At 52.5% G+C, this 12,494-nt stretch carries 10 protein-coding genes; 5 read left to right on the top strand and 5 right to left on the bottom strand.

Features of this window, described 5'->3' with window-relative positions; genetic code table 11:
* Positions 1–65: 65 nt before the first annotated feature.
* Both GOX21_RS16915 and GOX21_RS16910 read right to left on the bottom strand, forming a co-directional pair.
* Positions 66–2,123, bottom strand: a complete 2,058-nt coding sequence (locus tag GOX21_RS16915) for an NADH:flavin oxidoreductase (RefSeq protein ID WP_170378765.1) — start codon at positions 2,121–2,123, stop codon at positions 66–68.
* Between the two features lie 17 nt (positions 2,124–2,140).
* Positions 2,141–2,953 (bottom strand): alpha/beta fold hydrolase, encoded by an 813-nt coding sequence (locus GOX21_RS16910; RefSeq protein ID WP_170378763.1) that lies wholly within the window; start codon positions 2,951–2,953, stop codon positions 2,141–2,143.
* 127 nt (positions 2,954–3,080) lie between these two features.
* Between GOX21_RS16910 and GOX21_RS16905 the strand changes: the two genes are divergently transcribed.
* Complete coding sequence (locus GOX21_RS16905) at positions 3,081–3,617, top strand: CGNR zinc finger domain-containing protein (RefSeq protein ID WP_170378760.1); 537 nt, start codon at positions 3,081–3,083, stop codon at positions 3,615–3,617.
* A 649-nt stretch (positions 3,618–4,266) separates the two neighbouring features.
* Here the strand turns inward: GOX21_RS16905 and GOX21_RS16900 are convergent.
* The gene (locus tag GOX21_RS16900) at positions 4,267–5,622 is read right to left on the bottom strand and encodes a PLP-dependent aminotransferase family protein (RefSeq protein ID WP_170378759.1); all 1,356 of its coding nucleotides are present in this window, start codon (positions 5,620–5,622) and stop codon (positions 4,267–4,269) included.
* A gap of 87 nt (positions 5,623–5,709) precedes the next feature.
* Between GOX21_RS16900 and GOX21_RS16895 the strand changes: the two genes are divergently transcribed.
* Positions 5,710–6,876, top strand: a complete 1,167-nt coding sequence (locus GOX21_RS16895; protein ID WP_170378757.1) for an MFS transporter — start codon at positions 5,710–5,712, stop codon at positions 6,874–6,876.
* A gap of 305 nt (positions 6,877–7,181) precedes the next feature.
* A complete protein-coding gene (locus GOX21_RS16890; protein ID WP_170378755.1) occupies positions 7,182–7,385 on the top strand; it encodes a hypothetical protein in 204 nt (67 codons plus the stop codon).
* Positions 7,386–7,986: 601 nt separating this feature from the next.
* On the opposite strand, the gene GOX21_RS21450 is transcribed toward GOX21_RS16890, so the two are convergent.
* Positions 7,987–9,222 (bottom strand): D-Ala-D-Ala carboxypeptidase family metallohydrolase, encoded by a 1,236-nt coding sequence (locus tag GOX21_RS21450; RefSeq protein ID WP_217353052.1) that lies wholly within the window; start codon positions 9,220–9,222, stop codon positions 7,987–7,989.
* Positions 9,223–10,123: 901 nt separating this feature from the next.
* Between GOX21_RS21450 and GOX21_RS21430 the strand changes: the two genes are divergently transcribed.
* Together GOX21_RS21430 and GOX21_RS16875 are read left to right on the top strand one after the other, a co-directional pair.
* The gene (locus GOX21_RS21430) at positions 10,124–10,471 is read left to right on the top strand and encodes a hypothetical protein (RefSeq protein ID WP_174818931.1); all 348 of its coding nucleotides are present in this window, start codon (positions 10,124–10,126) and stop codon (positions 10,469–10,471) included.
* A gap of 70 nt (positions 10,472–10,541) precedes the next feature.
* Entirely contained in the window at positions 10,542–10,967 is a 426-nt protein-coding gene (locus GOX21_RS16875) for a hypothetical protein (RefSeq protein WP_254428587.1), read from the top strand.
* A 336-nt stretch (positions 10,968–11,303) separates the two neighbouring features.
* Here GOX21_RS16875 and GOX21_RS16870 read toward each other — a convergent pair whose 3' ends face one another.
* On the bottom strand, positions 11,304–12,485 hold the full coding sequence (locus tag GOX21_RS16870) for an acetyl-CoA C-acyltransferase (RefSeq protein ID WP_170378754.1): 1,182 nt from the start codon (positions 12,483–12,485) through the stop codon (positions 11,304–11,306).
* Positions 12,486–12,494 lie beyond the last annotated feature (9 nt).

Below are 12,494 nucleotides of genomic sequence, written 5' to 3'. Positions count from 1 at the left end.
GATTTTGCAGTACATAATTTCAACGCCTGTGAACGACCATGTCCGAACAACATTGTTTTGAACTGTCAGGCTCTTTTCGTAAGGCCCTGAATGAGCCTGTTTGCGTCGAACAGCGCAGCGTGTAGGTTTCTGCTGGTGATCGCATCACCAAGCCGGACAAGATTGAAGGTGGCCGAGGGATTTATCTGTGGAAACGTCATTTCCCCTTTCGTGAACGCCCTCTGATCGAACTGCCCCGCATTGCGCGATTGATTCAGAAGCTCAAAATAGAGCTCGTCCATTGGTGTGCAACCCGACTCGACAACCACATGATCAAAGGTCCGTTGCGTCGAAAACCCCGATAGTGTGTTCCGCAGATGCACGGTTTTGCGGTCTCCATCTGGCTCAATTTTCTCCACTTTAATATTGGGAATGAATTGGACGCCCCTCTCATACAGGTGTTTCATGGCAACCGATTGGGTCGTGGGTCCCAGCTCGGTAAGAGGACATGCATCTGGAGTGGCGAAAGTAAGCGGCGCGCAATGATCCCCAATGAAATCGGCCGTGACCGAAGCTGGTTGATTTCCATGCATGTCCCACAACAGCACGTCACCAGATATCCGGACGTTGCCGCTGAGCACGTCCCATGAGGAATGCGCAAGATTGCTCCCCATGAAAGCGGGTTCCGACGACCAGCCTCCTGTCGCAATAACAATCAAATCGGGGTTGATTGCCAAAATATCTTCCGCTTCGGCATAGGTGGCGAGATGGACCCGCGCCGAAGAACACTCGACCTCCCGAACCAACCAGTCGAGGATGCTATCGATCTGCCGTCTTAATGTTCCCTTACTTGCGAGAATGAGTTGACCACCAAGCCTGTCGGCGGCCTCGAACAATTTCACATCGTGACCGGCTTCTGCGGCAAGACGAGCGGTCTCCAGCCCGCATGGGCCACCACCGACAACCACAATCTTTTGGGGATTTGCACTTGGCAGAAGACGATGCTGCAGAAAACCCTCTCGACTTGTGACAGCATTCTGGCCACATATTGCGTCTTTCCCCTGGTTCACACGATCTACGCAGTATCCCAGACCGACACAGAGCCTGATCCGATCTTCCTGACCAGAAGCCATTTTTTGAACCAAGTGGGGGTCGGCCATATGCGCTCGGGTCATGCCAACCAGATCGACCATTCCTTCCTGAACTGCAAAACGCGCGGTGGCGAGGTCGTTGATGCCACCTGCGTGAAGAATAGGCAGATCGACCGCTGCGCGTATCCGTTGAGCAACTTTAAGGTCGCGTGCCGAAGGCAAACCCATTGGCGGCACCCATCCCGCCAACCCGAGATCGTCATAAGGTGCGCCCGCCAGAATATTCAGGAAATCCACGTGGCCGCTCTGCTCCAGCCTCCTTGCAATCTCGACACACTCATCGGCGGTCAGGCCTCCGTCGATAAACTCGTCGCCCGTGATGCGCATGCCAACAATGAACTCAGACCCCACCTTGGTGCGAACGGCATCCAGAGTCTCTAATGTTAGGCGCAATCGATTTTCGAGTGAACCGCCATAAGCATCTGTTCTATCATTGACAAATGGTGAAAGAAATTGGCCCAGCAAGTGGGAGTGAGACAGGATTTCGATACCATCAAACCCGCCTTCTTTGCAGCGCCGCGCCCCTTCCGAAAATTCCAGAACGATTCGATCAAGATCGCCTTTTTCAGCAGTCTTTGGCATCGCACGGTGAGCCTGCTCCCGCCGCCCGGACGGACCGACGACAGGAAGCCAATCTCCTGTGTCCCAGCCCGTTCGCCGCCCCATATGGGTGATTTGACACATGATTGCTGCCCCATGTGCCTTGACCCCGGACGTAAGCTTTTTAAACCAGGGAATAATAGAATCGTCCCCAGCATAGAGTTGACCAAAGACAGAGGGGCTGTCGGGCGCGACGTTGGTTGACCCGCCGATCATCGTCAGTGCTATGCCACCCTTAGCCTTTTCCTCGTGGTAAAGACGGTATCGGTCCTTTGGATGACCATCCTCCGCGTAGGCCGGCGCATGTGCCGTACTTATCACGCGGTTGCGCAGGTGCAGGTGCTTCAGCTTGAACGGATGAAGGAGTGGGTCTGAAGAGGCTTGTCTGTCCATCGCTGCCTACTTTCGAGTTATTGGCTGAGCTGTAACATAGCAGCGACGATGGCTTCTGGCGCGTCCTCTTGAACCAAATGTCCAGCGTCCGGGATCACCGTGATCTGCCCTTCAGTCAACAAACCTGCCAATTTGTGGCCGCGTTCCAGAGGTATCCAGTCATCCTTTGCGCCCCAAAGCAACGTTGTGGGACAATCCAGCGACACATACTGGCTTTCAACCTCATCCGTGTATTTCTGATCCATCTGAGCGATCTGACGATAGAAAGCAGGCTGCCCCACCTCTCCTTGCCAAGGTTCCATGTAGATCTGTAGCGCTTCCTCCGTGAGTTTCTTGTGCGCGGCGCTTTGCAAATAGACCTGCAAAAGCGCATCATGGGCATAGGCTGGAAGACCTGCAAATGCGGCTTCGTACTGTCTGACATGCGCAACGAATGGCGATCCCCAAGGGGCAACCGCGACAGGGTCAAAGATCGTCATGCGCTTATATCTCAGGTTATTCAGATAATAAGCCCGCAGAACGGTCGCGCCCCCAAAATCATGACACAGGATCTCGGGGCGGTACAAACCCCAATGGTTGAACATTGCGGCCAGAAGATCGTTCTGCACGGCCAGAGATACATCCTGATTATCTGTCTTCTCCGACAGGCCGTAGCCAATCAAATCGAAAAAAAAGACAGTCCATCGCTGGGCCAACAGAGGCGCGATCCGTCGCCAGACCTGAGACGAAAAGGGCGTCCCATGCACTAAAACAAGAGGGTCACCCGTTCCCATTTTCCCCCAGGCTATAGATTGTCCATTGTGATTGTAACGTTCGGAAAGCGACAGCATGGCAATTCTCCTGTAATGGTTTATAATAGAAAAGAGGTTACACGTATTTCCAATAGATGTAACCTATAAAGTACTATATAGGGTTACTATGTGGTCAAATGAAAATTTCATCGGGGGGCACATAGCCTTGGATTTCCTCAACACCGTTGGGGACACCGATAAGTCGCGGTCAGACAACCTGATCACGTCACCGGACGTGCTGTTGGATTGGCTCACGGCCAGCAATACTGAGGTTGAAGACGCAAAAGGCATCCCACCATCGCAAGATGACGTAGACGCGCTCGTCAGGTTTCGGGAGCTTGCGCACCGCGTTCTATCGTACTCATTGGAAAATAACACAGTCGAACCTGACGACATCCAGACGTTTGAGGCTCAGATCAAGTCCTCGCTGGGACGCGCACATTTGGATTTAGGCACCGCTCCAGCCAGATGGATCACCGCCGGCGACAATAGTCACTACTGGATTGACCGATTTGTCCTACTTGTCGAAGGATTCCTCAGTTCTCCCGAAGCAGCAAAACTGCGCCAATGCGAAGGATGCAGTTGGTTCTTCTTGAACTCAGGCAGGGGTCGGGGCCGTCGTTGGTGCAATATGTCAACTTGCGGCAACCGTCATAAAGTTGCCGCGCATCGCAAAAGGCTTTTGGACGGTGATCAAAGGTAACAAAAAAGGGATGCAATGCTGCCAATGTGTCAACCGCTTTCCCCAAATTCACCTCAAGTTTCTGCTTGCGTTTCCGGAGGCGACCACACATTAATGTTCGATCCTGTTGGCCCCCAAAAGGGAAGCCTCTTGAGGTGGTGCATAAATCAGGTGCGTATCGTAAGATGTTTAAGTACACCGGGGTCATGCTTTTGGGATACGCCTGAGCGTCCAGCCACGGACAATCCCTTGATCGTCAGATCGGTGTTTTGAGCGCGACGATCGGTGACAGGATTATCCGAGCGAAAGTATCTGGGAAAACGCTGAAGAGTCGGCCTCAACTTGAGTGCGCGATAGACGCGCTTGGGTATGCGATGTGATTGTAATCGCAGATTGGGACAGGGCCACACGATCCATGATCCATGGCATCATTTTCATCTAGTGGATCGCAGATCGTAGGGCTTTCGTAAAGGTGCGTGATAAGCCCTGGCTCGATCTGACCACTCCAATAGGCCAGGGCATCCTCGCTTTCCTTTCCGCTTTGGCCGAAGACGTAAGGGAACGTATCACTCGACGCGCGAACGAGGGTCGTGCCATCGCTGCGAGAGCGAAATCAGATGCAACCTGAACTCACGCAGCGCGGACATAGCAAACATTCGCTACACCCGTGCTAATGTCTGTTGTTAGTAATCTGCGATATAGAATACTCTTTGGTGACCTCTCGAATTACTTCGAAAATCCCCGACAACTCCTCTTTCGGAATACCACCAAATGCTAAGCGCAAGGCCTGAGGAGTTGCAACTGAAGTTGCAAAGGGCTCGGCTCCAGATGTAGAGATACCACGCTCCTTCAAGCGCGTGACAACAGGCTCGGCTCTGACACCCTTTTCGAGTTGCAGCCAGGCAAAGCCTGCGTTGTGATGCGCGAGAATATCCGATCCACCAAGAACGGCCCGACAGATCTGCTGACGTTCAGCACCATCCCGCCTCCTGGCATCTTCGGATTTGGCGAGCGTGCCGTCTTCGATCCAGCCCGTGACCAGCCCGGAAATCAAAGCTGGAGCGTTCCAGGTCGTCGCTCTGATCACCTCAAGTAATCTATCGATGTGTGATTTGGGGGCAATCACGTATCCGAGGCGTAATCCCGTCCCAATGCTTTTCGAGAAACCGCTCACATAAATCGTCCGCTCCGGCGCAACGGAGATGAGACTTGGTGGTGGGTCAGTTTCGAGGAAGGCATAAGCGGCATCCTCAATGATCAACAGGTCATGTTTGAGAGCGATCTCTATCAGTCGTAGTCGTGTCGCGGCATCCATAACCGTGCCTAACGGGCTATGGACAGTCGGCATCACATAGATCGCCCGCAGTTTGCGTGCGCAGCATTGTCGTTCAAGATCCTCAGGGTTCATCACACCGTCACTGCCTTCGACCGGAACGAGTTCGAGACCCTTCAGCGCCGCGACGGATTTGAAGCCGGGATATGTTATAGTGTCGACCGCGATTGCCTCCCCAGATCGAAACAGCCCTAGTGCAATGATTGCCAACCCATGTTGACCACCGGATGTGACCAGAAGGCATTTCGGATCAATGGGTCCGAGGGTGCTGCCGAGGCTTTCGGCTATAATTTTGCGTTCATGCGCTCGCCCACCGTGAGGTTGATAGCGCAGCATCGTCTCAAGGTCGCCCGCTGATGCAAGTCGCCGGAGCCCTGTGCGAAGCATATCAGCATCAGATGCCTCGCCTGGCATATTGAAGATAAGATTAACAAGGCCATCGGTATCAGTTTGCTGAACGCCGAGCGTTGGCGGCAATCCGAAGTCGCGCACGAATGTACCCCGACCGGCTTCGCCGATTATCATGCCTCTCTTTTCAAGCTCTCTGTACGCACTCGTTGCGGTTGCAAGAGCTACACCAGCCTGTTCCGCAAATGCTCGATGCGTCGGTAGTTTTGTGCCCGGAGCCAGCTTGCCATCCTGGATCGCGGTAGAAAGCATGTCGGCCAAACGCACGTACTTGGGTTTCCTCATAATTTCACTGTACCTAGTACAATAGAAAAATTGTCATAAACAGTTCATCATGGCATTTCGATCTCAAGTCAATCTCGAGGTCCCCCCATGCCCAAAGCGATCCCGATTTCATTTCTCGCTGTTGGTCTATTCACGGTAACATTTGCCGTGAATCTTCAGGCCCCTCTCTATGATGCCTACGCGGCGGAAAGTAATGTGGGTGCGACGGCCGTAACGGTAGCATTTGCGGCCTATGTCGGGGGTCTTATGCCAACGCTGTTGTTGCTCGGCGGCCTTTCGGACCGGATTGGTCGGCGGATTCCGATTGCCTTGGCATTGATCCTTGGCACCACGGCGACAGCGCTACTTGTGCAAGCCCCAAGCTGGATTAGTTTGGTGATCGCACGTTTCATGCTCGGGATCGGCACCGGCCTCGCGACAACAGCTGGAACCGCCTACATGACAGAAATCCTGGGTGCTGACCGTGCCAAGAATGCTGCTCTCATTGTGACTTCGGCTACGTCTCTTGGATTTGGCGGTGGCGCACTGGCAACCGGTATCAGTCTCGGCCTGCAAGGTCATACGCTGGTACCGGCCAGCTACATTGCACTATTCGTCGCGGCTCCTGTCCTGGCGATTATTGCCCTGACATTGCCCCGCATCGACAAGCCAAGGCCAGTCTCACTTTTGCGCCTTCCGGTGTTCCCTAGTGGAACATGGGTCTTTGGAGCGGCAATGGCACTGGCATGGTCCACAACAGGCATGACCATCGCTGTCGTTCCACTGGAGCTGGCTGCAAACGGTTTCGGAGGATGGACCGGCCTCGTTATCTTTCTGGCAATCTTCGTGGGGTTCCTTTGCCAGCCGATTGCGCGGCGCATGACCAACGGGCGCGCTCTCGCTCTGGGTTTCCTTCTGATCCCACTTGGCTTCTTGGTTCTTCTAGCCGGTGTTTGGATGAAAGTGCTGGCATTTGTTCTTCTTGGCACCTGCATCACCAGCGCAGCAAGCTACGGTTTCACCTATCTGGCCTCCTTGGCAGAGGTCTCCTTGCGTGCGCCGGATGATCGGGCACGGGCAATAGCGGGACTATTTGTCTACGCTTACTTTGGCTTTTCTCTTCCGGTGATCGCTAGCGGAGCACTTGCGGATATGTTCGACCTTCAATCAGCGATGGTGGTGTTTGCGATAGCCCAGATCACTGTGACTGCGGTCATCGTACTAGTATGGAACCGGAGGCCAGAACCTTCTGCGGCCGCAATCAATGCAGGATAAGAACATGAAGACGAACAAGAATATGAGAAGCGGCTGCGCGTGATGGTGCTATTTGGCGGCGTGGGAGGAAAAGCTAAAATTTGGTTTGTGGAAGCTTCATTGGGCGGTGATACTGAGGGCAAATTAGACTGTGTCTCGCCATAGCTTTTCAATTGATGTGGTTCTGCCGCGTGACAGAAACCAAAGCGACCGAATTGGGAAAGTAAGAAAAGCTGAGAGTTCACGATAAGGATCCCTCGCTGGTTGCACGAGGGGACAAAAGGTATCAATTAAAGCATCGTGTCTACAAAAGAATAGGAGACAAGATGCAAATTGATCACAAGAAGCTTGACGTGCTTTTAGGGAAAATTCTTGATGCGCATGCTTCTGGCGAGGTTTCCATGATGGCGGCCACAGGTGCTATTGCGCACGTGATTGCTGCTGTTGAGAAGGGTAACGAATCCGAAGTTGAAAAGTGGATTAATGATCCGGATGTTTTTGAGCGCTGGGTAAAGCTGGCTGGTGAATAATCGATAGGATGCTTGGGTGCAGTTTCATCTGCACTCAGGTCCGCAAAATTGGAGATAGAATTACAATGGCGAAATGCCCCCATTGTGAAAAAGTGCTGATGAGTACGAATTTTCAGGCGATAGAAACAAAAGAAAAGTTCAAGATGAACAATGGTTTCCGTGCTGTAGCGCACTGCTGCCCTATGTGTGACTCGGTGCTTTCGGTCGAAATCGACCCCATCGCTGTGAAATCAGACATACTAGGTGGGCTTAAGAAGCTGCTGGGTAGATAAAACATCTGTGGTGGGCGGATGCTGAAAAAATGTTCCGCCCCGCAGTTAACAATAACGAGCATCCGTGGCAAAAGACTTCGAACATACCAACCCGAGAGCCCGCAAGCCGGGTGAGTTCAAGGGCACGTGGAAGGCGCGGAATTACCGCCGTGGTGTTGTCAGGGCCTTGGCTATGAACTTGCTGATTTTTTGTGCGATCCTTGGATGCGCGATATATGCTGTCCACCTCAAGGATGAGGCTAGACAGAACCCCAGAGTTTGGACACTGAGTTCTCAATAAGGAGGCCTCAAAACCTAATTCTCAACTTTTCTTGGAGATTGTCACTCACTCAAAAACCTAAGCCCTGCTTGTATTCTGCATGGACGGTATATGTCTTCGGCTGAACAAAATCAAAATTCTGCGTTCTCATCTGCGTTTCGAGGTTTTTCAGGTCTTCGCTGTCGACAGCGCCGTTGTTATTGTAGTCAATCGCATTCAAATCCGCAGCATCGCCGTAGGCATGTCGACTGTTGGGAACTCCCCCAACGGCGACATTTCGTTTGGGGTTCCGATAACCACTTTCAATGGTGAAGCCAAAATAATGGCCTTGATTTGATAACAACTGAAAAATGTTGTCCAAGGCCAGAACGATTCTGTTGCTCGCAATAAAGTATGAATAATCGCCTTTATTGTAAGTTTCGGGAATCCAAAGGTGGAAGCCGGGGATTGCCTTGATAAAGTGATGCTCACGCGGAACGTACATTCCATACTGCGCGTACTCATCTCTTAATCTGTCGAGTTCAGATATCCAAGATTTTTCATCCAACTGCTTAGACACCGAAGCCGCGCGCTCCCAAAATTCCTTGGCGCGATTGTCGTGCTGAGGCACATTCCACTTACCAAAATCAAACTCAAAAACTTTATTAAGCTCATCCTTAGCTTTTTCAATCGCGGCATTCAGTGCTTTGAGACCTGGATTCCCTGTGGTCATCTGGTCAAAATCGAGACGAGCCCGATCGATATTTTGGAGTTCGGCGTAAACCGAACTCAATTGCTCCTCTGCGTTGTTGAATAACCAAGCATGTGCAGCGCGAGCAGCTTCAGAAGCCCAGGCATAGTGTTGAATAAACTTTGCTTGTTCCTCTTGAATGGTCACTCCACTTGGCAGGCATAACCAATACTCAATCGTATGAGCCACCGCTGTCGAATTGAAATGGTGGATAGCTGCCTCGAGGGCGGCACCATGTTTGCTTTGCTCGTTAACTGAAAGCGCTGCTGCCCTGATTTGAACTAAGCCCATCGTTCGTTCTTGAGCAAACTGCAGAACTGACGCGTTGTGCTGTGCCTGAGCGGGATTGCACTGGTTGCTGGGAACATCAATCGTTATCGTAATTGAACCGCCGTCTACAAGGGAGAACCCACCGTTGAGTGCTGGAGCCGTCCGATCTCTGCTCTCTCGATTGCCGCTTTCGGAAGCAGGTGGCATTCTTGGGTCGTCTTGGCTGGCATAGAGTTTCGCTGTCAATTCCCGGGTTTCGTCATTTGGCGAATATGCTTCCAGTTTTTTTACTATTCTCTGGTCCATAAATTTCCCTCCAAATGTTCTCAGGTTATGTTATTCGGCTGGAGGCACTATGTCACCTTCACAGTAATTTCATCTTATATTTCCCATATATGTCAAATATTTCCCGAATTATGTTGGGTAGGCTTAAAGTTGGCTGGGCTTGCCCTTGAATTCAAGCATGAGTGTGCGTTTGGATCAATGCGCTGCCTGCAACCGCCGAACGCAAGTGCAGCATGACTTTGCGTGGTAGCTCTGGACTCAAACTAGACATTCAAAAGTTCACAATAAGGAGCACTTGCCGCTTCCTTCCGCATGTCTAATATCGCGCGCATGAGCTCCTGACCCCACCGAATCCCGGTCGATCTCCACAAAGAACTTGAAGCCCGCCGTGTCGATGACTGGCAAGCGGTGCTGGGTTGCCCGGCTCGAGCCCGAAGGACGCCTGTAGGCTCAGAGCCGTCATCTGACAGCTTCTATCAAGCTTGAGGCGGATCAGCGGTGCCCAGCGTCCGCTGTGCGGAAGTAGCCGACATTCATCTTAGGTCGCCCGGACAAGTTGGAAGGCCACAGAGTTGACGTTCGCCGCAGGCGCAACACTAGTAACCACAGCCTTAGCAATGCACAGGAGTCGCCCAACGGGGCAAAGATTCCGAACATCTTTAGACACTTCAAGACCCCGTGTGTGTCGCTTGAAGGCATCGTGGAAACTGCAAGGTTTTTAGATCTTTCCATTCTCAGTTTCAATAATTCGGTCTCATTATTAGCGTACTCCGACAAGTTGTGTCGGATCACCTAATTGCTGAGACTGCGGTTGCAACAAAATCAAATACTTAGTGTTTCTAGTTATTGAGACTCTGGAATTTGTGAATTTCTAGCTGACCCATTGATTAGCAGCCATTCGATTGACGCGCAGAGAACGACCGTGAAGAGCTCAAAGTTCCTGATGCTGCGCAAGCACCTTGAGAATTGCCGTGTTCAGTATGAAAATGATCCGGACAGTACAGTCTGGTTGGTCATTGCAAGAGGGTTGATCGACAGCCTAAGACAGACGTGGGAAACTGCCATTGAAGATGCTGTTTCGCCGGTATTGAGAACTTTTTCATCCAAGGTGGACACTAAAGGTTTTGCGAAGCTCTCAGCGATAACGGAAGCGGATGCGACAACTTCGATCATCGCGCTGAACTCAAAGATGCGCATGACCTCTGCTATTGCCTTGAGCATTACAAAGGCGGAGCGGAGGCTTTGCGTTCTGCATTTGACGCCGCACTAGCTGGCAAACACGCAGAAACCGTCAAGGCGGCTTCCCCTCAAGCGCTGTCTGCGCGCGGGCCTATCGCACCATGATCCGGCGCATCAGCCCCTGGCCGAGCCTGCCGCCCTTCGGGGTCTGCACCTTTACCCAAGTGCCGGTCGAGCTGGGTGGACCCGGCGGGGAGGGCGAACTCGACACCAACCTGCCGGAATACGAATGGCTAAACCGCACTCATGTGATCTGGTTTACCGGACGCTCCTACGAGTCGCGCGACGAGCCGCGTCAGTGGGACTGGTCGATCCGCTCCTGCGATCGTGAGAACCGGACCTGCCGTTACATCCAGCGGGTCTACGGCTCCCACACGCCCTGGCCCACGACATTCGTCTCGGAAAGCGGTCAGGAGCTCGCCTATCCGACCAGTGGACGGCTTTGGCACTTCTACGCCCGCAGCATCCTGGTGGAATACGGCGACTACGAGGGCAACATGGGCCACTCGGAGTGGTTTTCCTACTGACCCGGAGCGCCGGATTCCTTCAGGGAGACCGGACGAAGGACGGCAAGGCCAGCATCATAGTATTCAGGATCAACATGCCAGCGGCGGCTCACCGAGCCATCATTCCAACGGTAGTCCGTGAACAGATGAACCTCTCGCCTGCTGTCCGACAATAAACCCTCTTGGAAAGGCCAGGCTGCGCATTTCTTTTCGTTACGCTCACTGAAGTTGCTTGGCCGTTTTATGTCCATAATTTAAAATTGTCTGAATAGTATTGTTGAAGGCGTCAATAAAAAGCGTAACGAAGAAAGAGTTGAGTTTTGCCAGATGATCTCTGGCAAAACTGAATTAGCAGAGTTAGTAAATTTCGATCAATCCTGCAGCACCCTGGCCGCCGCCGATGCACATAGTCACGACCGCATATTTCGCATTACGCCGCTTGCCTTCATAGAGTACGTGGCCAACCTGTCGTGCACCCGTTGCGCCATAGGGGTGGCCGATTGAGATTGAACCACCGTTAACGTTCATGATCTCGTCGGGAATGCCAAGCTTGTCGCGGCAATAGAGCACCTGACTCGCAAAGGCTTCGTTCAATTCCCAGAGGCCGATGTCGTCCATTTTCAATCCTGCACGCTCCAACAGACGCGGCACAGCATAAACTGGCCCAATACCCATTTCGTCTGGTTCGCATCCTGCGATTGCAAATCCACGGAAGGCACCCATGGGCTCGATATTCTGTCTCTCGGCTTCTTTGCCTTCCATCAAAACGCAGGCGGACGCACCATCGGACAACTGTGAAGCGTTTCCGGCAGTGATGAATTTGTCAGGCCCGAAAATTGGCTTAAGGCTTTGCAGGCCTTCCAAGGTGGTATTCGGGCGGTTGCTTTCATCTTTGCTTAGGGTGACTTCCTTCAGCGACACCTCCCCGGTTTCACGGTCTTTCACCTCCATGACAGTGTCATATGAAATGATCTCGTCCCTGTATCTTCCAGCTTCTTGCGCAGCGGCTGTTTTTTGCTGAGAGGCCAATGAATATAAATCCTGATCAAGCCGGCTGATCCCATAGCGCTCAGCAACATTGTCAGCGGTTTCGATCATGCTCATATAGATCGCGGGCTTGTTGTCTGCGATCCATTGGCTGCGGTGACTGTAGAGATCCCGTTTACCCTGAGCCTTGGTAATGGATTCCAACCCGCCAGCCAACATTGCAGGTGCACCGTCTTGAATGATGCTGTTGGCGGCCAGAGCAATGGCCTGCAATCCGGATGAACAGTAGCGATTTACCGTCATACCAGCAGTTGTGACCGGCAGGCCAGCCCGAATGGCGATTTGGCGACCGATGTTTCCGCCCGTTACGTTCTCGGGCAGACCGCAGCCAAAAATGGCATCTTCAAGCAGGTTCGGGTCTATTCCGGAACGTTCAACGGCAGCCGCGGCAGCGGCACCGCCGAAGTCTGCGCCATGGGTGATGTTCAATCCACCTCTGAAGGCCTTGGTCAATGCCGTTCGGGCGGTTGAAACGATGACAGCTTCACGCATCTTGGTATC

The organism is Ruegeria atlantica, assembly GCF_013032005.1.
Classification (GTDB): Bacteria; Pseudomonadota; Alphaproteobacteria; order Rhodobacterales; family Rhodobacteraceae; genus Ruegeria; species Ruegeria atlantica_A.
Note: the sequence above shows the minus strand (reverse complement) of the source record. Positions and strands in the feature narration are given on the sequence as shown.

What these genes read in the sequence shown, in the direction of transcription:
- GOX21_RS16915 (WP_170378765.1), bottom strand. Translation starts at nt 2,123, where the DNA reads ATGGACAGACAAGCCTCTTCAGACCCACTCCTTCATCCGTTCAAGCTG.
- GOX21_RS16910 (WP_170378763.1), bottom strand. Translation starts at nt 2,953, where the DNA reads ATGCTGTCGCTTTCCGAACGTTACAATCACAATGGACAATCTATAGCC.
- GOX21_RS16900 (WP_170378759.1), bottom strand. Translation starts at nt 5,622, where the DNA reads ATGAGGAAACCCAAGTACGTGCGTTTGGCCGACATGCTTTCTACCGCG.
- GOX21_RS16895 (WP_170378757.1), top strand. Translation starts at nt 5,710, where the DNA reads ATGCCCAAAGCGATCCCGATTTCATTTCTCGCTGTTGGTCTATTCACG.
- GOX21_RS16890 (WP_170378755.1), top strand. Translation starts at nt 7,182, where the DNA reads ATGCAAATTGATCACAAGAAGCTTGACGTGCTTTTAGGGAAAATTCTT.
- GOX21_RS21450 (WP_217353052.1), bottom strand. Translation starts at nt 9,222, where the DNA reads ATGGACCAGAGAATAGTAAAAAAACTGGAAGCATATTCGCCAAATGAC.
- GOX21_RS16875 (WP_254428587.1), top strand. Translation starts at nt 10,542, where the DNA reads ATGATCCGGCGCATCAGCCCCTGGCCGAGCCTGCCGCCCTTCGGGGTC.
- GOX21_RS16870 (WP_170378754.1), bottom strand. Translation starts at nt 12,485, where the DNA reads ATGCGTGAAGCTGTCATCGTTTCAACCGCCCGAACGGCATTGACCAAG.